At 60.0% G+C, this 19,117-nt stretch carries 21 protein-coding genes; 13 read left to right on the forward strand and 8 right to left on the reverse strand.

Features of this window, described 5'->3' with window-relative positions:
* Window positions 1-109 precede the first annotated feature (109 nt).
* Window positions 110-811 carry an MOSC domain-containing protein gene (locus tag AACY25_RS04255; protein ID WP_339522722.1) on the reverse strand — a complete coding sequence of 234 codons (702 nt, stop codon included), beginning with the start codon at window positions 809-811 and terminating at the stop codon, window positions 110-112.
* Window positions 808-1,377: a MarR family winged helix-turn-helix transcriptional regulator gene (locus AACY25_RS04260; RefSeq protein WP_339522723.1), complete on the reverse strand. Its 570-nt coding sequence runs from the start codon at window positions 1,375-1,377 to the stop codon at window positions 808-810. The genes AACY25_RS04255 and AACY25_RS04260 overlap by 4 nt, the downstream gene beginning before the upstream one ends.
* A gap of 114 nt (window positions 1,378-1,491) precedes the next feature.
* On the opposite strand from AACY25_RS04260, the gene AACY25_RS04265 reads away from it, so the two are divergent.
* From AACY25_RS04265 to AACY25_RS04290, 6 genes are all read left to right on the forward strand, one after another.
* Window positions 1,492-1,722 carry a thioredoxin family protein gene (locus tag AACY25_RS04265; protein WP_339522724.1) on the forward strand — a complete coding sequence of 77 codons (231 nt, stop codon included), beginning with the start codon at window positions 1,492-1,494 and terminating at the stop codon, window positions 1,720-1,722.
* A gap of 10 nt (window positions 1,723-1,732) precedes the next feature.
* A complete protein-coding gene (locus AACY25_RS04270) occupies window positions 1,733-2,470 on the forward strand; it encodes a hypothetical protein (protein WP_339522725.1) in 738 nt (245 codons plus the stop codon).
* A complete protein-coding gene (locus tag AACY25_RS04275) occupies window positions 2,470-2,724 on the forward strand; it encodes a DUF2024 family protein (protein ID WP_339522726.1) in 255 nt (84 codons plus the stop codon). Before AACY25_RS04270 ends, AACY25_RS04275 begins: the two co-directional genes overlap by 1 nt.
* Before the next feature lie 10 nt (window positions 2,725-2,734).
* Window positions 2,735-3,013: a Rho-binding antiterminator gene (locus tag AACY25_RS04280; protein ID WP_339522728.1), complete on the forward strand. Its 279-nt coding sequence runs from the start codon at window positions 2,735-2,737 to the stop codon at window positions 3,011-3,013.
* A 40-nt stretch (window positions 3,014-3,053) separates the two neighbouring features.
* A complete protein-coding gene (locus AACY25_RS04285; RefSeq protein ID WP_339522730.1) occupies window positions 3,054-3,761 on the forward strand; it encodes a glutamine amidotransferase in 708 nt (235 codons plus the stop codon).
* A gap of 86 nt (window positions 3,762-3,847) precedes the next feature.
* The gene (locus tag AACY25_RS04290) at window positions 3,848-4,081 is read left to right on the forward strand and encodes a cytoplasmic protein (RefSeq protein WP_339522731.1); all 234 of its coding nucleotides are present in this window, start codon (window positions 3,848-3,850) and stop codon (window positions 4,079-4,081) included.
* 49 nt (window positions 4,082-4,130) lie between these two features.
* Here the strand turns inward: AACY25_RS04290 and AACY25_RS04295 are convergent, their stop codons facing one another.
* The 6 genes from AACY25_RS04295 to dmeF all read right to left on the reverse strand — a co-directional run bounded on the left by AACY25_RS04295 (window position 4,131) and on the right by dmeF (window position 8,999).
* On the reverse strand, window positions 4,131-4,628 hold the full coding sequence (locus tag AACY25_RS04295) for a hypothetical protein (RefSeq protein ID WP_339522732.1): 498 nt from the start codon (window positions 4,626-4,628) through the stop codon (window positions 4,131-4,133).
* A 352-nt stretch (window positions 4,629-4,980) separates the two neighbouring features.
* The gene (gene moaE / locus AACY25_RS04305; RefSeq protein WP_339522733.1) at window positions 4,981-5,430 is read right to left on the reverse strand and encodes a molybdopterin synthase catalytic subunit MoaE; all 450 of its coding nucleotides are present in this window, start codon (window positions 5,428-5,430) and stop codon (window positions 4,981-4,983) included.
* A 2-nt stretch (window positions 5,431-5,432) separates the two neighbouring features.
* A complete protein-coding gene (locus AACY25_RS04310) occupies window positions 5,433-5,675 on the reverse strand; it encodes a MoaD/ThiS family protein (RefSeq protein ID WP_339522735.1) in 243 nt (80 codons plus the stop codon).
* The gene (gene moaC, locus AACY25_RS04315; RefSeq protein WP_339522737.1) at window positions 5,672-6,148 is read right to left on the reverse strand and encodes a cyclic pyranopterin monophosphate synthase MoaC; all 477 of its coding nucleotides are present in this window, start codon (window positions 6,146-6,148) and stop codon (window positions 5,672-5,674) included. Before moaC ends, AACY25_RS04310 begins: the two co-directional genes overlap by 4 nt.
* 156 nt (window positions 6,149-6,304) lie before the next feature.
* Window positions 6,305-7,696: a PhoH family protein gene (locus AACY25_RS04320; protein WP_339522739.1), complete on the reverse strand. Its 1,392-nt coding sequence runs from the start codon at window positions 7,694-7,696 to the stop codon at window positions 6,305-6,307.
* Window positions 7,697-7,997: 301 nt separating this feature from the next.
* Window positions 7,998-8,999, reverse strand: coding sequence for a CDF family Co(II)/Ni(II) efflux transporter DmeF (dmeF, locus tag AACY25_RS04325; RefSeq protein ID WP_339522741.1), 1,002 nt, complete (start codon window positions 8,997-8,999; stop codon window positions 7,998-8,000).
* 143 nt (window positions 9,000-9,142) lie between these two features.
* Here dmeF and yaaA point away from each other — a divergent pair, with 143 nt between their 5' ends.
* From yaaA to algG, 7 genes are all read left to right on the forward strand, one after another.
* Window positions 9,143-9,922, forward strand: a complete 780-nt coding sequence (yaaA, locus tag AACY25_RS04330) for a peroxide stress protein YaaA (protein ID WP_339522743.1) — start codon at window positions 9,143-9,145, stop codon at window positions 9,920-9,922.
* A gap of 602 nt (window positions 9,923-10,524) precedes the next feature.
* Window positions 10,525-11,835 (forward strand): nucleotide sugar dehydrogenase, encoded by a 1,311-nt coding sequence (locus tag AACY25_RS04335; protein WP_339522745.1) that lies wholly within the window; start codon window positions 10,525-10,527, stop codon window positions 11,833-11,835.
* 82 nt (window positions 11,836-11,917) lie between these two features.
* A complete protein-coding gene (gene alg8 / locus AACY25_RS04340) occupies window positions 11,918-13,405 on the forward strand; it encodes a mannuronan synthase (RefSeq protein WP_445262111.1) in 1,488 nt (495 codons plus the stop codon).
* Between the two features lie 34 nt (window positions 13,406-13,439).
* Entirely contained in the window at window positions 13,440-14,606 is a 1,167-nt protein-coding gene (locus tag AACY25_RS04345) for an alginate biosynthesis protein Alg44 (protein WP_339522746.1), read from the forward strand.
* Between the two features lie 10 nt (window positions 14,607-14,616).
* A complete protein-coding gene (gene algK / locus AACY25_RS04350) occupies window positions 14,617-16,002 on the forward strand; it encodes an alginate biosynthesis TPR repeat lipoprotein AlgK (protein WP_339522748.1) in 1,386 nt (461 codons plus the stop codon).
* Window positions 15,999-17,501: an alginate export family protein gene (locus AACY25_RS04355; protein ID WP_445262112.1), complete on the forward strand. Its 1,503-nt coding sequence runs from the start codon at window positions 15,999-16,001 to the stop codon at window positions 17,499-17,501. The genes algK and AACY25_RS04355 overlap by 4 nt, the downstream gene beginning before the upstream one ends.
* Window positions 17,502-17,513: 12 nt before the next feature.
* Window positions 17,514-19,106, forward strand: a complete 1,593-nt coding sequence (gene algG / locus AACY25_RS04360; protein WP_339522749.1) for a mannuronan 5-epimerase AlgG — start codon at window positions 17,514-17,516, stop codon at window positions 19,104-19,106.
* Window positions 19,107-19,117 lie beyond the last annotated feature (11 nt).

Genomic DNA, 19,117 nt, shown 5'->3' on the forward strand with positions numbered 1-19,117 from the left:
CAGAAAAGCGCCCTACGCCGGTATTGGACATCCGCAGATCAACGCGCGAATCCAGTGTAGAAGCATTCGCATCGGCTTACCGCGCTTACGACTAAAGGATAGTGCCGCGTTATTCAGCTGCACTTCTGCCCTGCAGACGGGGTGCCCAGTCCTCGACCAAGCCCTTCTCCAGCCGCCGCTCCAGGGTGCGCCGCCACGACGGCGCCAATGGCAGGGCCAGGCACTCACGCAGCAGTTCGCTTTCCACTCGCTTATCGAACAGCACGGCAGACAAGCGGGTCAGCAACCAGTCAGCAAACTGCCGTTCGACCAGTTGCAGGTTATCGCCAGCGCTGACTACGCCCTCCTCCAGCACCCGGTAATACCAGCCGGTGCGCCCCGACTGCTGCACACGCAGGGCCAATTCAGCCACGCCGAAACGGTCGCTGAGCTTCCAGCACGGCATACGCCCTTGCGAGATCTCCAGCAGCGCCGTGCCCACGCGAATGCGGTCACCCAGGCAGACGTCATGTTCCGTCCAACCGCTGCTGCTGAAGTTCTCACCAAAGGCTCCCGGCTGCGCCAGCAGCGGATGCGCCCCCAGCTCGGCGGCCCAAGCGGCGTAATGCTCACGCGGGTAATGGTGAATGGCTTTCTCCACCCCGCCGTGCACGCGCAGATCGCCCTGCTCATCACCGCTCAGACCGAGCGTGGTCACCGTCAATTGGCCATGTTGCGGCTGTTTGTCGATGGCACTGCGCGAGCCAGGTCGGGTAAATGGCTGTGCCCGTCCGGTGAGCAATGCATCCAGGCGGATGGTGGGCAGGCTCATACGTCTACCTCGCAGGTTTGATGTTCACGACAGATCAGCGCCGCATCGGCGGGCGCCAGAGGCTCCTTAGTCAAGCCGCAGAACGGCTTGTTATCGATCTGCTGGTGGAAGCGGCAGCTGCGGCACAACCCGAAGCTCGGCACATCTGCACTGCGCTGCACCTCGCGAAGCAGCTCGCCTAACAGCATCTCCAGCTGCGTGCCGCGCTCCCCCATGCGCGCTTCACCCTCAGCGAGAAAAGCCGGCGGTAACAGAGCGGCCAGCAGGCTACGGGCAGCGTCGGTCAATTGCAGGTGAACACTGCGCTTGTCGCGCGCATCCTGGGTTTTGACGATCAGCCCCTTGGCCTCCAGCGCCTTGAGCGACTGCGACACCGTGCCCTTGGTCAGGCCCAGGTAGTCGGTCACTCCCAGCGGCGTATTGGAGTAGTGGTTGCAACGCGCCAGGTACATCAGCGCACTCAGCTGAATGGGTTGCAACTCGGCCAGCAACGGGTGCTGGCGAAACCAGATGCGGGTCAGGCTGGAGAGTCTTTCAAGCAGATCGAAAAGGGTTGGATCGGTCATATATCACTCCTGTCGACATATAGTATCGATTAAAAACCATATTGACAAAGGCATGATCAAGCGTCACCTTTGCCACAGTATCGAATCGATACCAATAACTCACGGAGACTCGAAATGACCAACGCACGCTTCTATCACGCCGGCTGCCCTGTCTGTATTTCGGCCGAACAGACCCTGCTCAACCTGCTGGACCCAACACTGGAGGTCGAGGTAGTTCACCTGGGCGAACAACCACAGCGCGTCACCGAAGCCGAACTGGCCGGGGTTAAGTCAGTCCCGGCGTTTGTGCACGAAGGCCAGGTGCTGCACCTGAACTTCGGCGCGTCCATCGACGACCTGAAGTGAGGAGCTGAGCATGAAGACCCCTCTCGCATTCGCACTCTCTGCGTTACTCGCCAGCACGGCCTGGGCTCATGGCCCAGGCGGCATTCACAGCGAGAAAAGCACTCAGGTCGACGCTGCATTCGACCTGGTACATACCCGCGTATTCAAAGACGGCAGCGACCTGGTGTTCGAACAACTGGTCGATGGTAAAGCCGGCAGCCGCACGCCCACAGCCGAGGGCAGCTTTGCCGGTGCCGAGGTCTATAGCTACGTTTGGCCCACCAGCCTGGACAGCGCTGCAGTCGGCTTCGAGCCAGGCTCGGGCATCCTCGCCCTGGCCCTGACCTCGCACCCGGACTTCGACGACACGCCCCAGCTCGACGAAAACCGCGACGGCGACAAGGCCAACGATGGCGGCCTGTGGCACTCGCACTGGGTAGTGCTGAGCAAAGACGCCAGCTGCGGCCCTAGCGGCCTCAAGGTGCGCGACATCCCTGAAGGTGCCAAGCCAAAACTACCGGCCACCTGGCCTGGCGCACCGCTCTACATCGACTCGCCCGGCTATAACCTCAGCGTGAACAACGACGCCGCGCAGATTCGCGTACCGCTGTCGGCAGTCGGTTTTCCGGCCAGCTTCAACTATGACGGCGTAACCGCTGCGCTGCAGGTAAACGCCGATCTGCATAACCCGTTGCTGTGTGTTTCCAGCGTGTGGGACGTGGCCTCCGGCGACCTGTCGCTGCCGGCTACCTGGAAGGAGGAAAAGTAATGAAAGTGAATGTATTCGATACCCATGTGCGCACCCGCGACGGCCGCTACCTACACTTTGATGTGCTTATCGAAGGCACCGACCAGGCTCGCGCCACCCAGTACGCTCGCGACTGGGTGGCCGAGCGCGGCGTACAGGATGCCGACATCGAACAGAGCCGTTGCCAGTTCTGCCACAGCGAACCGGCCCACCCCGAAATCGCCGCTGCCGTCACTGCGCAGGGCTACTACATCATCCCGCTGCAAGGCTGCTAGGAGACACATCATGAACGCGTATCAGCCCCTGAACTGCGATTTGCACGACTACCTGGAGATCGCCTGTATGCACAGCTACGGCTTGCAGATCGAACTGCTAGACGGGCAAAGCTTCGCAGCCAGGGCGCTGACCACGCGCACGGCGCCGAGCAAGGAAGAATTTCTCGTACTGGAAAACGATAACGGCCAGTTCGAGGTGCGCCTCGACCAACTGCTGGCCATCACCCCGTTCGACGCCAATGCCAGTTTCGGCCGTGTCGAGCTGGCTGGAAGTTACTGCGCATTCTGAACCTAGGATGCGCACGCCCTGAATGATCGAGAGGTTAACGATGAAAACCGCCCTAGCCATTCGCCATCTGCACTTTGAGGACCTGGGTACCCTGGAGCCGCTGCTGCACGAGATGAATTATCAGGTGCAGTATGTCGATGCCGTACTGGACGACCTCGCCACGCTGGATGTGGAAAGCCCGGATCTGCTGATCGTACTGGGCGGGCCAATCGGCGCCTATGACGACGCGCTGTATCCCTTTCTTGCAGCAGAACTGCAACTGCTGCGCCGACGCCTGGCCAGCGCTCGACCACTGCTGGGAATCTGCCTCGGGGCCCAATTGATCGCGCGAGCCCTGGGTGCCAACGTCTATCCCCTCGGCAGAAAGGAAATTGGCTTCGCACCGCTGACACTGACCGGCGCCGGACGCGCATCACCTCTAGCGGCGTTGGAGGGCATGGCCGTGTTGCACTGGCATGGCGATCAGTTCGACATACCACCCGGCGCAACTCACCTGGCCGCCACGGCTATCGGCACCAACCAGGCATTCGCCCTCGGCTCGCAGGTGCTGGGTTTGCAGTTCCATCTAGAGGCCGATCCGGCGCGGATAGAAAGCTGGCTGGTTGGCCACGCCAGTGAACTGCACCAATCTGGCATCGATCCACGCACGTTGCGCGCCCAGGCGCGTGCGGCGCAACCCTACCTGACCCAAGCCGCCGGGCGCGTCATCAGCCACTGGCTGGAGGTAGCCCAGCACGCCGCGTTGTAGCACCCACCCTTCATTACCGAGTACCGCTGCAGCACCGAGCAGCGGCACTCCGCTGTTGAGAAACCAGAATGAAAAGATACCGGCTTATGGTTCACCGAAACACCAAACTGATGGGGCATTTCGAGTCCGCAACCCCCTGGGCGCAGGATGCGCTGCAAGACATCGCACGTTGCCTGGCTGAGGCTGGCTATGACCTTGAACTATTAGTCGCTGAGAGCGAGCGCCGGCTACTGGATAGCGGCCCGGATGGCGTTCGCATAGTGAGCAGTGAGCCGATCTTCAAGGCGGCAACCCTGCACGGCCTGCTCTCTAGCGGCTGAACAACCGCTCGCCTCGGCGCCCCAGGCAGCAAGCGCGGTTAAAGCCAGCCTATGCACGAGCACCTGGGGTGCCGCGAGCGTTCTTCTTTTGCAGGATCATCGAGGCTTCGTTGTAGGCATGCTGGAATGCATCGCTGCCGATCCATTCCACTGCTGTGTCTTCGTCGTCCTCGTGGAAAATCCCGCGATAGACGATCAGCAGCCCCATCATAAAGTCGGTGGCAGCGTCTTCCGCCTCTTCTGCGACCACCAGTTCCAATACCGGGTATTGCAGAAACACCAGGCACATCGCCAGCAGACTGATGCCCTCGCCGACTTTCATCGCCTGGAACAGATCATCGAAGTGCGCCGGGTCGAAGCCGTGCTCTTCGATGTCCTTGAAGTCGAAGGTGCTCAGGTCGATTTCAACATCATCAAACGGCTCGTTGATCAGCGGATTGGCCAGCAGCGGGTGTACGACATGGGCTTTGGCCGTGCCCGAGCGATTCTGCTTAGCCTTGGCTTTAGCCCGCTGGGCACGTTTTTGCTGTTTATCTGGAGAGGCCATGCAGGCAAGTTCCTTGTTCGAGGTAGCCATAGATATGGCCCGGGATATGCTGGCGCATAGTGTATTCACTCTTGGATGAGGACGTCGGTCAAAGGGAATGGATTTATTTTCCCTGAAACGCTTGAGCCGCGACTGCTTTGCATGACCCGCCGCAAACACTTCGCCAATGAGGGCGATATCACCTGGCGCTGCCGCATCATCGGCTTCAAGGTGGGGGGATTATCCCCTCCACCCAGGGCGCATGATCATGGCACCGACCTTGGTGGCTGGGCGCATCGACCTGGACGAATTGGTGGCTAAAGCCAGACTCGCGGTGGATCGCACGGCGACGGAGTTGGGCCTGCCTAAGCGGTTATTTCCAGCGCTGGGCGGCGTCCTGGTCCGAGCAACGTCCTTCGACCCAGCGCGGGCCTTCGGCGGTGTCTTCCTTCTTCCAGAACGGTGCGCGGGTTTTCAGGTAGTCCATAACGAAGTTGCAGGCATCGAATGCCGCCTGACGGTGGGCGCTGGTGGTGCCGACGAAGACGATCGGCTCACCGGGTTCCAGACGGCCAATGCGGTGGATGACTTCGATGCCCAGCAGTGGCCAGCGCTGGACGGCTTCCTCGGCGATCTTGCCCAAGGCCTTCTCGGTCATGCCAGGGAAGTGTTCGAGAAACATGCCGCCGACTTCGCGGCCCTCGTTGAAGTCGCGTACATAGCCGACAAAGCTGACCACCGCGCCAATGCCCAGGTTGGCGGCATGCAGGGCGTTCAGCTCGACGCCCGGATCGAAGGGTTGCGACTGGACGCGAATGGCCATGCTCAGCCTCCGGTAACGGTGGGAAAGAACGCCACTTCATCGCCGGCTGTCAGCGGCTCGTCCAGGCTACAGAGTTCCTGATTGCGCGCGCACATCAGGTTCTGCTCGGCCAACACATCCCACACGCCGCCGCGGGCCAGTAGGTGTTGGCGCAGTTGTTCAAGGTCAGTAAAGCTACCACTCAATTGCTCGCCATCCAGGCCGAGGGCCTCGCGATAACGGGCAAAATACTGCACGCGGATCATGCCTGCTCTCCAACAATAAAGTGGCCACTCTTGCCACCGACTTTTTCCAGCAGCCGCACACCTTCGATCACCATGCCGCGGTCCACGGCCTTGCACATGTCATAGATGGTCAGCGCGGCGACGCTAGCGGCGGTCAGGGCTTCCATTTCTACCCCGGTCTGCCCGGTCAGCTTGCAGCGCGCGGTGATGCGCACGGCGTCCGCACCCTCAGGCATCAGTTCAACCTTGACGCTGGTGAGCATCAGCGGATGGCACAGCGGGATCAGGTCGCTGGTTTTTTTCGCCGCCTGAATGCCGGCGATACGCGCCACGGCGAACACATCGCCCTTGGGGTGATCGCCCTGGGCAATCATCTGCAGGGTTTGCGGGCGCATGCGCACCAGAGCTTCAGCCACGGCTTCACGGACGGTCAGGGCTTTGTCGCTGACGTCGACCATATTGGCGCGGCCTTGGGAATCGAGATGGGTTAACACAGACAGACTCCAGGCAGGTGTCCGGCGATTGTAAACCCAGGGGTCAGGTTTCGGCACCTGTGAATGCCAAGGGATTCAGACGAGAGGTTATGCAGCGAGGTCCGCACCTGGCCCTGCAGCCGTAACGGCCTGCAGGGCCAGCGAGGTGGAGGGGCGTTACATATGGGTTTCGGCGTACTCGGCGAGGATCGAGCGCGGCACACCCTGCAGGGTGATATGCACGCCATGCTCGAAGTCTTTGAAGCGCTCCGTCAGGTAGGTCAGGCCCGAGCTGGGCGCGGACAGGTAAGGCGTGTCGATTTGCGCCAGGTTACCCAGGCACACCACTTTGGAACCGCTGCCGGCACGGGTGATGATGGTTTTCATCTGGTGCGGGGTGAGGTTCTGGCATTCATCGATCAGGATCAGGCTCTGCTGGAAGCTACGGCCACGGATGTAGTTGAGGGATTTGAACTGCAGCGGGACCTTTTGCAGGATGTAGTCGACGCTGCCGTGGGTGTTCTCGTCGTCCATATGCAGGGCTTCGAGGTTGTCGGTAATCGCGCCAAGCCAGGGCTCCATCTTCTCGGCTTCGGTGCCGGGCAGAAAGCCGATCTCCTGATCCAGCCCCTGCACGCTGCGGGTGGCGATGATGCGCCGGTAACGCTTGCTGACCATGGTCTGCTCGATGGCCGCCGCCAGGGCCAGGATGGTTTTACCGGAACCGGCCGCGCCGGACAGGTTGACCAGATGGATGTCCGGATCGAGCAAGGCAAACAGCGCCAGTGACTGGTAGATATCCCGTGGACGCAGGCCCCAGGCTTCCTGATGCATCAAGGGCTCCTGATGCATATCAAGAATCAGCAACTCGCCGTGCTTAATGCCTTTGATCCAACCGACAAAGCCCTGCTCGTCGATGATGAACTCGTTGACGTGCACCGCAGGCAGGTTGTCGGTCAGCTGCACGCGGTGCCAGGTACGGCCGTGATCCTGACGGGTTTCCACCTTGTTCACGCGGTCCCAGAAGGAGCCGTCCATATTGTGGTAACCCTGCGACAGCAGCGATACATCGTCGACCAGCTGGTCGGTGTGGTAGTCCTCCGAATCGATGCCACAGGCGCGCGCCTTGAGGCGCATGTTGATGTCTTTAGTCACCAGCACCACGTTGAGACCGGGGCGGCGGGACTTCAGCTCGACCAGTTGATTGATGATCTTGTTGTCGTTGAGGTCTTCCGGCAGCCAGGTGATCGGGGCTGCGCTCTTGCTCATAAGAATGGAGAGAAAGCCACACGGGCCGCTCTTGTCACGCTGGATGGCGACGCCGTGTTCCACTTCCTCGGGGACGGCACTGCCAAGGATCTTGTCGATCAGACGGATGGCTTGGCGACACTCGGCGGCCACGCCCTGCTTGCCGGTTTTAAGCTTGTCCAGTTCCTCCAGTACGGTCATCGGGATAGCGACATGGTGCTCCTGAAAATTCAGCAGCGCGTTGGGGTCGTGGATCAGTACATTGGTATCGAGGGCGTACAGGGTTGGGGCGGTGGGTTTGGAGCGTCCGTGGTCATCCATACTCGGTCACCTTCTTGTAGTAGCCAAGCAACGCAGGGGCGAAACTGCGCCGCGGAGGGGCCGTCGACTCCTCAGTGCCGAGGCTGAGAAGGCTGCAAAAAGGTGAGGGCCAATGGCCGCCACCTGTCTGCAGGGTTCGGCGGTCTTGCCTTTTAGATACTCCAAAAAAGATGACAGAAAAACGTATTTTTTGGTTTTCTCAGGTTTATTTATCGGAGCGACAAATAGCGCTTGGCGCACCGGGCAAGCGCCGTTAAAGTCGGAAGTCCAACCGGCGTTCGAGCCAAAATATTTTTACCTTTCAGCCCTGCTCCACCCCGTGCTTATCGGCACAGCGATTGACCTCCACGGTCACATGCACCAACTCCGCAATCCCCGCCAGCCGCGCCTTGTAGCGATCCGCTGAGCCCTCACCATGGGTCACCACGCTGACGATGCAAGCGAACTGAGCCCGGCCAACGCGCCACAGATGCAGATCGGCCAGTTCGGTGTCTGCCTCCTGCGCCAAGGCGCTGCGTACGCGCGCGACCACCGGGCTGTCCATCTCGCGATCGAGCAGTACCTTGCCGGTTTCGATCAGCAGTCCTTTGGCCCAGACCGCGATGATCACCGCACCGATGACGCCCATCAGCGGATCGAGCCAATCCCAGCCCAGCAGCAAACCACCCAGCAAGGCGACGATAGCCGCCACCGACGTCAGTGCATCGGCCAGAACATGGATAAAGGCCGCGTGGCGATTAAGGTCCTTGCCCGCCGCGGGCTCCGGATGATCGTGATCGTGATCGTGATCGGCATGAGCATGCGCGTCGGTGTGGCCATGGCCTGCACCATGCGCATGACCGTGATCATGGCTGTCGCGCAGCAGCCAGGCAGATGTCAAGTTGACCAACAAACCGACGACCGCCACCCACAGCGCCATATCGAAGGCGATCACCTGGGGCTGCCATAGCCGCCACAGCGATTCGAACGCCAGCATCGCCACGACCACCAGCAACATCAATGAACTGGCAAAACCGGCCAGCACCTCAACCTTCCAGGTGCCAAAGGCAAAGCGCGGATCATCGGCGTAGCGCCGCGCCAGCAGATAAGCCAAAGCAGTCAGGCCAATGGCAAGCATATGCGAGGCCATGTGCCAGCCATCGGCGAGCAAGGCCATGGAGTTGAATGCATAGCCGGCGACAATTTCCACCAACATGGTCACCCCGGTCAGCGCGGCAACGCGCCAGGCCTGACGTTCGGCGGTGGTTTCCAGCGGGCGGTAATCGTGGGACGGCTCCCAGCGCGAATGGTTGCAAGCGGTCATAACAGCTCCTTGGAGAATTCGACCTGGGCAGACTACAACCCCGTGGCGGCCCCTGGGTCAAGTCGCAACGCTAATCGCCCTAATAGGTAGTCTCAGCGGCTGCCAGCTTCTAGAATCGCCGCAGACTTTCAGGAGCACAGCTTATGTTGATGGTGATTTCCCCGGCCAAGACCCTCGATTACGAGACGCCGCCGGCGACTCCACGTTTTACCCAGCCCGAACATCTCGACTACGCCCAGGACCTGATCCAGCAGCTGCGCGACTTCACCCCGGCGCAGATCGCCGAGCTGATGCATCTGTCGGACAAACTCGCCGGCCTCAATGCTGCGCGTTTTGGCAGCTGGGAGCGGCCGTTCAATCCGTCCAACGCCAAGCAGGCGCTGCTGGCGTTCAAGGGCGACGTGTACACCGGGCTTAACGCCGAGGATTTCAGCGAAGCCGACTTCGATTTCGCGCAGACCCACCTGCGCATGCTTTCCGGCCTGTACGGCGTGCTGCGCCCGCTCGACCTGATGCAGCCCTACCGCCTAGAAATGGGCACCAAGCTGGCCAATCCGCGCGGCAATAACCTCTACGACTTCTGGGGTGAACGCATCAGCGGCTGGTTAAATGAGGCGCTGGCAGCCCAGGGCGACGAGGTGCTGCTCAATCTGGCGTCCAACGAATACTTCAGCGCGGTCAAACGCAAGGCACTGAATGCGCGGATCATCGACACCGAATTCAAAGATCTGAAGAACGGCCAGTACAAAATCATCAGCTTCTACGCAAAAAAAGCTCGCGGTCTGATGGCACGCTACGTGATCAAAGAGCGCCTGAGCGATCCGGCCGGCCTCAAGGATTTCACCTACGAAGGCTACCGCTACTCGGCCGAAAACTCGAAAACCGACACCCTGGTTTTCCTCCGCGACCATCCTCAGAATTAACCCCCTCTCCCTCCTGCGGGCCGCGTAAATGGCCCGCCCTGCTTCATTCCCCCGCCCCATACAATACTTATTCAAACAGTCAGATTCTTTAATCTGAAAAATTCTTATTGAACTTTCTAACACACTTTCCCGTCGCGCCGAATTAACGGCCAGCTCATTGCAAAATGCCATCAAAGTGCAACTACCAAGCAGTTCTCATTTCATTACGAAAGATGACGAACGGTCGGAACCATCAGAAAATTACCGCACTCATAGCGACACGATGCTTTTCTTTATGCGACTTTCGTGTGAGTAAAACTGCAATAAACACGGCCCATTATCCGCAGCAGTAAATCAACATTAGAAAGTCACCGACTCAAACAAGGTGGAACTAAAACGACTCAGCAACTTACTAACATCCCCATGCCAGAGCCGACCGTGCAAATGGCAGAACAAGTAGAACGGGCACGTAATCTATAAAGCCCGACGCCGGCAACCGCTTTAAGTTGCCAATCAATTCTTATGCCTGAATTAGTTCAAGCACCTTAGCGTGCAGAACTAACGAATAACTGTGGCCAGCTGCCACTTATTAATAGTAGCAATAAATGGACGAGGTGAATGCGATGCGAATTAGCATCTTCGGTTTAGGTTATGTCGGGGCAGTTTGTGCAGGTTGTTTATCGGCGCGCGGTCATCAGGTGATCGGCGTGGATGTATCCGCCAGCAAGATTGATCTGATTAACAATGGCAAATCACCAATCGTCGAACCCGGCCTGGAAGAACTGCTGCAACAGGGGCTGGCTTCGGGGAATTTGCGCGGTACCACCGATGTGATCGATGCGGTGCTTAACAGCGACGTGTCGTTTATCTGCGTGGGTACGCCGAGCAAAAAGAACGGCGATCTGGAGCTTAATTACATTGAGGGCGTGTGCCGCGAAATCGGTCTGGCCATGCGTGATAAAACCGAACGGCATACCGTGGTGGTCCGCAGCACAGTGCTGCCGGGCACCGCCAAGAACGTGGTGCTGCCGATCCTCGAAGACTGCTCGGGCAAGCAGGCCGGGGTTGACTTCGGCCTGGCAGTAAACCCGGAGTTCCTGCGCGAAAGCACCGCGATTAAAGACTATGACTTCCCGCCCATGACAGTGATCGGGGAGCTGGATCAAGCCTCCGGCGATCTGCTGGAAAGCATCTACAGCGAGCTCGATGCGCCGATCATCCGCAAAAGCATCGATGTTGCAGAAATGATCAAGTACACCTGCAACGTCTGGCACGCCACCAAGGTCACCTTTGCCAACGAAATTGGCAACATCGCCAAAGCGGCTGGCGTAGACGGTCGCGAGGTGATGGAGGTGATCTGCCAGGATCACAAGCTCAACCTCTCCAAGTACTACATGAAACCCGGCTTCGCCTTTGGTGGCTCGTGCCTGCCCAAAGATGTTCGCGCCCTCTCCTACCGCGCAGGCTCCCTGGATGTTGACGCACCGCTGATTGGTTCACTGATGCGCAGCAACTCCATTCAGGTGCAAAACGCCTTCGACATCATCGCCAGCTACGACAAACGCAAAGTCGCCCTGCTCGGTTTGAGTTTCAAGGCGGGCACCGACGATCTGCGTGAAAGCCCGCTGGTGGAGCTGGCGGAAATGCTGATCGGTAAGGGCTATGACCTGAGCATCTTCGACCGCAACGTCGAGTACGCCCGCGTCTATGGGGCGAACAAGGACTACATCGAGTCGAAGATCCCCCACGTGTCCTCTCTGCTCAGCAGTGATTTCGATGCTGTGGTGGATAACGCCGACATCATCGTGCTGGGCAACAGCGACATGCACTTTGCCCCTCTGGCGCAAAGCGCCATGGACGGTAAACACGTGGTTGATCTGGTGGGCTTTATGCCGACTGCGTCGCGTGCTGGCAGCGAAGGAATCTGCTGGTAAGCACAGCGGCTCGTAAGCCCAAGCAAGCCCTGGGCGGCCAACGCTAGCCCAGGGCCTATCAGCACAAACGATGGATATGTTTATGCACTTGCACACGCTTAAAAGCGGCCTCAACCAGGCCGCCGGCTGGCTGTTCTACTTATCACTGCTAATGCTGCTGGCGCTGGCATTACCGAGGAGCGTGTTCGACCCCGACTCGCGCGACTACCTCCTGCTGATCGGCGTCGTTGGCATTTGGCGATATTCCATGGGTGCCGTGCATTTCGTACGCGGCATGCTGTTTCTCTATGTGGTGTTCCCCTACTACCGACGCCAGGTCGCCGAGCTCGGCAAGGCTGCCGACCCGTCCCAGGTGTTTCTGCTGGTCACCAGTTTTCGCATCGATGCGCTGACCACCGCCCAGGTGTATCGCTCGGTCATCCGTGAAGCGATTGACTGCGGCTACCCGGCAACCGTGGTCTGCTCCATCGTCGAGCTGTCTGATGAGCTGCTGGTGAAAAACCTCTGGGCACAGATGCAGCCTCCGGCGCATGTCACCCTGGATTTTGTGCGCATTCCCGGTACCGGCAAGCGTGACGGCCTGGCCTATGGCTTTCGGGCGATCTCGCGGCAGATGCCAGGTACCGATGCCGTGGTGGCCGTAATTGACGGTGACACCGTGCTCGGCGAGGGCGTAGTACGCAAAACCGTGCCCTGGTTCAAGTTGTTCCCCAATGTCGGCGGCCTGACCACCAACGAGTTCTGCGAGGTTCGCGGCAGCTACGTAATGAGCGAATGGCACAAGCTGCGCTTTGCCCAGCGCCACCTCAATATGTGCTCGATGGCCCTGAGCAAGCGCGTATTGACCATGACTGGGCGCATGTCGGTCTTCCGCGCCGAAGTGGTGACTGACCCGGCATTTATCGCCGACGTGGAGAGCGATCACCTCGACCACTGGCGCCTGGGTCGTTTCCAGTTTCTCACTGGCGATGACAAGTCCAGCTGGTACAGCCTGATGCGCCTGGGTTACGACACTTTTTACGTGCCGGACGCGGCGATCAACACGGTCGAGCATCCACCGGAAAAGAGCTTTATCAAAGCCAGCCGTAAATTGATGTTCCGTTGGTACGGCAACAACCTGCGGCAAAACGCCCGCGCCCTACGCCTGGGAGTAAACCGCCTGGGTGGCTTCACCAGCCTGGTTTTGTTCGACCAGCGTGTCTCGATGTGGACCTGCCTGCTCGGCCTCAGCGTCGCGATTATCGCCAGTCTCAAATATGGCTTCGGCTTCATCCTCGTCTACCTGCTGTGGATCGGTCTAACCCGACTGGTTCTGACTCTGCTGCTCAGCGTTACCGGCCACCGCATCGGGCCGGCGTATCCACTGATTCTCTATTACAACCAGATCGTCGGTGCGCTGGTGAAGATCTATGTGTTCTTCCGTCTCGACCAGCAATCCTGGACCCGCCAGAACACCAAGCTTGATCGCGGCCTGGTGAGTTTTCAGCGCTGGTTCAACACATGGTCCTCGCGCGCCATGACCTTCTCTGCCGCCAGCCTATTCGTCGCCACCCTGCTGGTGCTGGTGTGACGACCGTGATCCTTTTGAACAGGAATTTGCAAGCATGAATACAGCCGTCAACGTCAATGTGGTCCATGAGTCAGAAGCCCAGCGCCAGCATGCTCGGGTGAGAATTCCAGCCCAGGTGCACTACCTAAACAAGAACCGCGAACGTATCGAGCTACCGCTCAGCGATATCTCTGCGGGTGGCTTCAGCGTGATCGACAAGCAGCAAACACTGCAGATTGGTGACTTTCATAAAGGCCGCATGCAGTTCAAGCTCGACAGCTTCAACCTGGGCATCGACATCGAATTTCAGGTGCGCTCAGTTGACATGGACGGCAACCGCATCGGCTGCCAGCTGCACAATCTCAAACCACGCGAGCAGGCCACTCTGCGCCACCTGATCAGCGCCTACCTGGGCGGGGAACTGGTGAGCGCCGGTGACCTGCTCAGCACCCTGCAACGCGACAACTTCACCAAGGCGCGCAAGAACACCAGTAACAATGCGGGCATGGGGGTATTGGGCCGCCTGAAGGCTGTAACGTTCAGCCTGGCAATCTTTCTGGTTGGCCTGGCCGCCTTCGGTTTTATCTTCAAGTCGGTTTACGGCCTGTACTTCGTCACGCATGCCCAGTCAGGCCTGGTCAATGTGCCTAGCCTACAGGTCACCATGCCGCGTGAAGGCACGGTACAGAGCCTGATCGGACCTGATGGCGCAATCGCCAAGGGGGCGCCGATTGCCTCATTCTCCGCCAGCATGCTGGAGATGCTCAAAGGCCACCTGAACGACGAGCAATTGAGCCCGGAAAATGTCGAAACCCTGTTCGGCAAACAAGTCACAGGCACTCTGACCAGCCCATGCGACTGCAAAGTGGCGCGCCAATTGGTTGCCGATGGTCAGTTCGCCAGCAAGGGCGACGTGATTTTCGAACTGGTACCGCAGAACACCCAAGCCACCGTGCTGGCGAGCTTCCCGTACCGCAACTTTGCCCAAGCCCGCATCGGCAGCCGCGCCAGTTTTATGGTCGCCGGTGACGATACCCCGCGCTACGGCAAGATCATCAGCAGCAGCCTGCATGACGGCGGTCTGGCCGCAGACATCCGCGTAGTGATCGAACCCGAGCAAACCTTGAGCAGCAGCTTGGCCGGGCAGCCGGTTGAAGTGGTGCTCGACCGCGGCCCATCCCTCGACTGGATGATCGACAAAGCCCTGGCGGCTGGTCTCTGAGGGCAGCCGTATGTCGAACTTGAACACTCGCCCACTGGCCACGCCCCTGCTGACGCTGTCCCTGGCGCTCGGCTTAAGCGCGTGCGTCAACCTGCCTGACCAGCGCCTGGCCGTAGAAGCACTGAAGCAGGGCGACCACGCCACCGCCGAACAGCATTTCCGCCAGTTGGCCGAGCTGGGCTATGTCGACGCGCAAATCGGCCTGGCAGATCTGCAGTTGGCCAGCGGCTCCGCAGAAGGTCTGGAGCAAGCCGAGCAGACCTACCGCAGTGCCCTCGACGGTTCGCCACGGGCGCAAGCGCGGCTGGGCAAGTTGCTCGCCCGCAAACCCACCGCCAGCCCAGCTGAGCGCCGCGAAGCCGCGCAGCTGCTGGAGCAGGCCTTCGCTACGGGGGAACCGGGCAGCCTGCTGCCGCTGGTGATGCTGTATCTGCAATATCCACAGGATTATCCCGACATGAACGTACAACAACGCCTCACCACCTGGCGCCAACAAGGCCATACCCAGGCCGATCTGGCGCAGATCCTGCTGTACCGCAGCCAGGGCAGCTACGACCAGCATCTGGATGAGATCGAACAGATCTGCCAGGGCCTGATCAACCAGGCAGATGTTTGCTATGTCGAGCTGGCTACCGTGTACCAGAAGCAGGGCAAGACCAAGCAGCAAAAAGCTTTGATCCAACGTTTGATGGCCGGCTACCGCAGCGCGGCGATACCCGCACAACGAGTGGAGGCCGTAGCCCAAGTGCTGGCCGATGCCGAACTCGGCAAGCCGGATGAAAGCCAGGCGCAGGAGATGCTCGAAGCCATTGCACCGACCTACCCAGCCGCCTGGGTCAGCCTGGCGCGCCTGCTTTACGACTACCCCGCGCTGGGTGATGTCGAGCAAATGCAGGAGTACCTCGAGCAAGGCCGTGCGGCGGCTCTGCCACGTGCTGAATTGCTGCTCGGCCGCCTGTACTACGAAGGCAAACTGCTGCCACAAGACCCGCAGAAAGCCGAAGAGCATCTGCGCAAGGCTGCGCCCAGTGAACCCAGCGCCAACTACTTTCTCGGCCAAATCTACCTGCGCGGTTACCTCGGCGACATCTACCCGCAACAGGCCCTCGACCACCTGCTCAGCGCAGCACGCAATGGCCAGATCAACGCCGACTTCGCCCTTGCGCAGATGTATACGCAGGGCAAAGGCATCCAGCCAGACCCGGTTAACGCCTTTGTTTTCAGCCAGCTGGCCTTGCCAAAGAACACGCCTCAAGCCACCGAGCTGGCACGCAACAGCGAACAGCAACTAAAGCCCGGCGAGCGCGCCAAGGCTGAGCAGTTACTCGCGGAGGAACGTCAGTTGCGCGGCAGTGCCTGGCAGACCCAACCCACTCTGCAGGCGCACAACCAATGAATTACAGGGCCAAGTGCAAACTCAACCCCATCAGCCTTGGCGTTGGCCTGTCCATGCTCTGCGGCAGCCAAGCCTGGGCCGTGCAGATGGACGCCAAGCACTTTGGCGTCGACGTCAAGTTCACCGTGCAGTCGGAAGACGATCGCGACCTTGGCACCCGTGGTGGTGGCGACGCCAACGGCGCGGCCCTCGACCTGCGCCCCTGGGTGCGCGTCCAACGGGGCGACTGGAGTGTCTTCGCCATGGGCCAGGCGGTCGTAGCCAGCGACATCATCCAGACCGACACCCTGGAGTCATCCACCAGCGAGACCGATGCCAGCCAGACCGATGGCCGCACCCGCGAAAAGAACTACTTGGCACTGCGCGAGTTCTGGGTCGACTACGCCGGCCTGACCGACTACCCAGGCGAACACCTGCGCTTGGGCCGACAGCGCCTGCGCAACGAGGACGGGCAGTGGCGCGATACGAATATCGAAGCACTGAACTGGCGCTTCGATACCAGCCTGCTAGAGGCCAGCCTCGGGGTCGCGCAGCGCTTTAGCGAGTACCGCACCGACATCGACGAGCTGGCCCCGGAAGACGAGGATCGCCTGCATCTATTTGCTGATGTTGCCGGTCAATGGCAGCCCGGGCACTGGGTCGGCGTGCGTGTGCATCACTCGCGCGACGATGGCGAACTGGCTGACCCCAATCAGCCCATCGACACACTGGACAAGCGTGCCAACGGCGACCTCACCTGGCTGGGCCTGCATGCGCATAGCGATGCCTATAACGTGCGCAATCAACAACGCCTCAACTACTGGGCCAGCCTCACCTCGCTGACAGGCGAACGCAACAGCCTCAACAACGACGTCGATGATGGTATTGCTGGCGGCCAGAACAGCACCAATCTCAACGCCTGGGCTACAGACCTGGGCCTGCGTCTGCGCCTTGATCCCAACTGGCAAATCGGTGCGGCCTACGCCCGTGGCAGTGGCGGCGGTGATGACGACGGCAATGGCAACGACAACTACCGGCAGACCGGCCTGCAGAGCAACCGCTCCACCTTCGCCGGCACCCGCAGCAGCGTGCAGCGCTTCGGCGAGGCCTTCCGTGGTGAGCTGAGCAACCTGCAGGCCGCCACCCTGTTCGGCACCTGGCAGCTGGCTGACGAGTACGAGGCCAGCCTGGTCTACCACCATTTCTGGCGCGTCGACGAGCATCAACAAATCGGGCGCAGCGGCATTAACGCACGTTTCGATGACCCACTCGCCGACCTCTCCCCCGCGCCGCAGGTGGCCCTGGTGGATGGCGAGAAGGAGCTCGGCCAGGAGCTGGATCTGGTCGTGACCAAGTACTTCAAGCAAGGCCTGCTGCCTGCAGCGATGAGCGAAGCCATCGACGAACCGGCAGCCCTGGTGCGTTTTCGCGGCGGCGTATTCAAACCCGGTGACGCTTACGGCAGCGACACCGACTCGCTGATGCATCGCGCCTTTATCGACGTTATCTGGAAATTCTGAGGACCCTGCGCCATGACGCCACGCCCCAGCAAACTCAAACGCGCCACCGGCATTGCGCTGCTGTGCAGCGGCATTCTGCTCGGCGCGCTGCAACCGGCTGCGCCCTGGATAACCGCAGCATCTGCCAGCGAGCCACAGTCGCAACAACTCAAACAAACGCAGAACTACACGGTGACCAGCGCGCCCATTGATGCCTTGCACCTGGATCCACCGCAGCTGCCGGACCTCAGCGGCTATACCCTGGCGGCTGTCGAAGCCAAGATCAAACGCAGCCCAGGCGGCAAGGTCGTGGTGCGGCGCATGGTGCAGCAGGATGCGCTGAAGGACTTTATCGGCGGCAACGAGCGTCTGCGCGAGTGGGTAGCCCGGCAGAAAGGTATGCCCCAGGCAATCTTCGTCGAGGGTGGCTATGTCACCCCGCAGGATCTGGCCAACGCCTTGCCGGACAGCCAGTTCAGCGAAGTCGAGCCGGGGGTCTACCTGGCCCGCCTGCCCATTGTGGTGGCCCAGGGCGCGACCTTGCATATCGACAAGAGCACCCAGGAACTGCGCCTGTCGCAAGAGCGCGGAAGCTTTATGGTCAATGACGGCCAGCTGTTTTTCACCGAAACCAAACTGACGGCCTGGCGCGAGGCCGATAATGGGCCAGCCACCTTCCGCACACCTAACGAGTTCCGGCCTTTTCTGGTGTCCTGGGGTGGCAGCGAGCTGTATATCGCCTCCAGCGTATTTACCAGCCTGGGCTACAACACCAGCAAGTCGTATGGCGTCAGTATCACCCAGTACACCCCCGGCATGCAGGCCCGGCTGAAACGCCCGGAACCGACCGGCTGGCTGATCGACTCAGAGTTTGTCGACCACTGGTACGGCTTCTACTGCTATGAAGCCGAAAACGTAGTGATCAAGGGCAATACCTACCGCGACAACATCGTTTATGGCATTGACCCGCATGACCGTTCACACGGCTTGATCATTGCCGAAAACACCGTGCACGGCACCAAGAAGAAGCACGGCATCATCATCTCCCGCGAGGTCGACGACAGCTGGATCATCAATAACAAAAGCTACGACAACAAACTCTCCGGCATCGTTATCGACCGTAACAGCGTCAACAACCTGGTGGCCTACAACCATGTGTATGGCAACCACTCGGATGGCATCACTCTTTACGAAAGCTCGGACAACCTGCTGTGGGGCAATCGGGTACTGAACAACGCCCGCCACGGCATCCGCTTGCGCAATAGCGTGAATATCCGCCTGTACGAAAACCTCGCCGCCGCCAATGGCCTGAGCGGGATCTATGGGCACATCAAGGATCTCTCCGATACCGACCGCAATATCGAGCTCGACCCCTTCGATACCGAAGTGTCGATGATCGTGGTCGGCGGCACCCTCGCGGCCAACGGTTCCGGCCCACTGTCCATCGACTCGCCGCTATCGGTTGAGCTGTACCGCGTGGAAATGCTCGCCCCGAGCAAAAGCACCGGGATCAGCTTCAGTGGTGTGCTCGGTGACAAACAGGAGGAAATCCTCGATCTGATGGTGCGCCGCCAACTGGCCGTGTTGATCGACCCCGTGGAAAGCCAGGCTGAACTCCAGGATTGAGGAGCAACAAC

Origin of the sequence: Pseudomonas sp. EA_35y_Pfl2_R111, assembly GCF_963970955.1 — a bacterium.
Taxonomy (GTDB): Bacteria; Pseudomonadota; Gammaproteobacteria; order Pseudomonadales; family Pseudomonadaceae; genus Aquipseudomonas.

What these genes read in the sequence shown, in the direction of transcription:
- moaE (WP_339522733.1), bottom strand. Translation starts at nt 5,430, where the DNA reads ATGGCCATTCGCGTCCAGTCGCAACCCTTCGATCCGGGCGTCGAGCTG.
- AACY25_RS04355 (WP_445262112.1), top strand. Translation starts at nt 15,999, where the DNA reads ATGAATTACAGGGCCAAGTGCAAACTCAACCCCATCAGCCTTGGCGTT.
- dmeF (WP_339522741.1), bottom strand. Translation starts at nt 8,999, where the DNA reads ATGACCGCTTGCAACCATTCGCGCTGGGAGCCGTCCCACGATTACCGC.
- AACY25_RS04255 (WP_339522722.1), bottom strand. Translation starts at nt 811, where the DNA reads ATGAGCCTGCCCACCATCCGCCTGGATGCATTGCTCACCGGACGGGCA.
- AACY25_RS04275 (WP_339522726.1), top strand. Translation starts at nt 2,470, where the DNA reads ATGAAAGTGAATGTATTCGATACCCATGTGCGCACCCGCGACGGCCGC.
- AACY25_RS04270 (WP_339522725.1), top strand. Translation starts at nt 1,733, where the DNA reads ATGAAGACCCCTCTCGCATTCGCACTCTCTGCGTTACTCGCCAGCACG.
- AACY25_RS04290 (WP_339522731.1), top strand. Translation starts at nt 3,848, where the DNA reads ATGGTTCACCGAAACACCAAACTGATGGGGCATTTCGAGTCCGCAACC.
- AACY25_RS04345 (WP_339522746.1), top strand. Translation starts at nt 13,440, where the DNA reads ATGAATACAGCCGTCAACGTCAATGTGGTCCATGAGTCAGAAGCCCAG.
- AACY25_RS04285 (WP_339522730.1), top strand. Translation starts at nt 3,054, where the DNA reads ATGAAAACCGCCCTAGCCATTCGCCATCTGCACTTTGAGGACCTGGGT.
- algK (WP_339522748.1), top strand. Translation starts at nt 14,617, where the DNA reads ATGTCGAACTTGAACACTCGCCCACTGGCCACGCCCCTGCTGACGCTG.
- AACY25_RS04320 (WP_339522739.1), bottom strand. Translation starts at nt 7,696, where the DNA reads ATGGATGACCACGGACGCTCCAAACCCACCGCCCCAACCCTGTACGCC.
- AACY25_RS04260 (WP_339522723.1), bottom strand. Translation starts at nt 1,377, where the DNA reads ATGACCGATCCAACCCTTTTCGATCTGCTTGAAAGACTCTCCAGCCTG.
- alg8 (WP_445262111.1), top strand. Translation starts at nt 11,918, where the DNA reads ATGCACTTGCACACGCTTAAAAGCGGCCTCAACCAGGCCGCCGGCTGG.
- AACY25_RS04335 (WP_339522745.1), top strand. Translation starts at nt 10,525, where the DNA reads ATGCGAATTAGCATCTTCGGTTTAGGTTATGTCGGGGCAGTTTGTGCA.
- AACY25_RS04310 (WP_339522735.1), bottom strand. Translation starts at nt 5,675, where the DNA reads ATGATCCGCGTGCAGTATTTTGCCCGTTATCGCGAGGCCCTCGGCCTG.
- algG (WP_339522749.1), top strand. Translation starts at nt 17,514, where the DNA reads ATGACGCCACGCCCCAGCAAACTCAAACGCGCCACCGGCATTGCGCTG.
- AACY25_RS04295 (WP_339522732.1), bottom strand. Translation starts at nt 4,628, where the DNA reads ATGGCCTCTCCAGATAAACAGCAAAAACGTGCCCAGCGGGCTAAAGCC.
- AACY25_RS04265 (WP_339522724.1), top strand. Translation starts at nt 1,492, where the DNA reads ATGACCAACGCACGCTTCTATCACGCCGGCTGCCCTGTCTGTATTTCG.
- yaaA (WP_339522743.1), top strand. Translation starts at nt 9,143, where the DNA reads ATGTTGATGGTGATTTCCCCGGCCAAGACCCTCGATTACGAGACGCCG.
- AACY25_RS04280 (WP_339522728.1), top strand. Translation starts at nt 2,735, where the DNA reads ATGAACGCGTATCAGCCCCTGAACTGCGATTTGCACGACTACCTGGAG.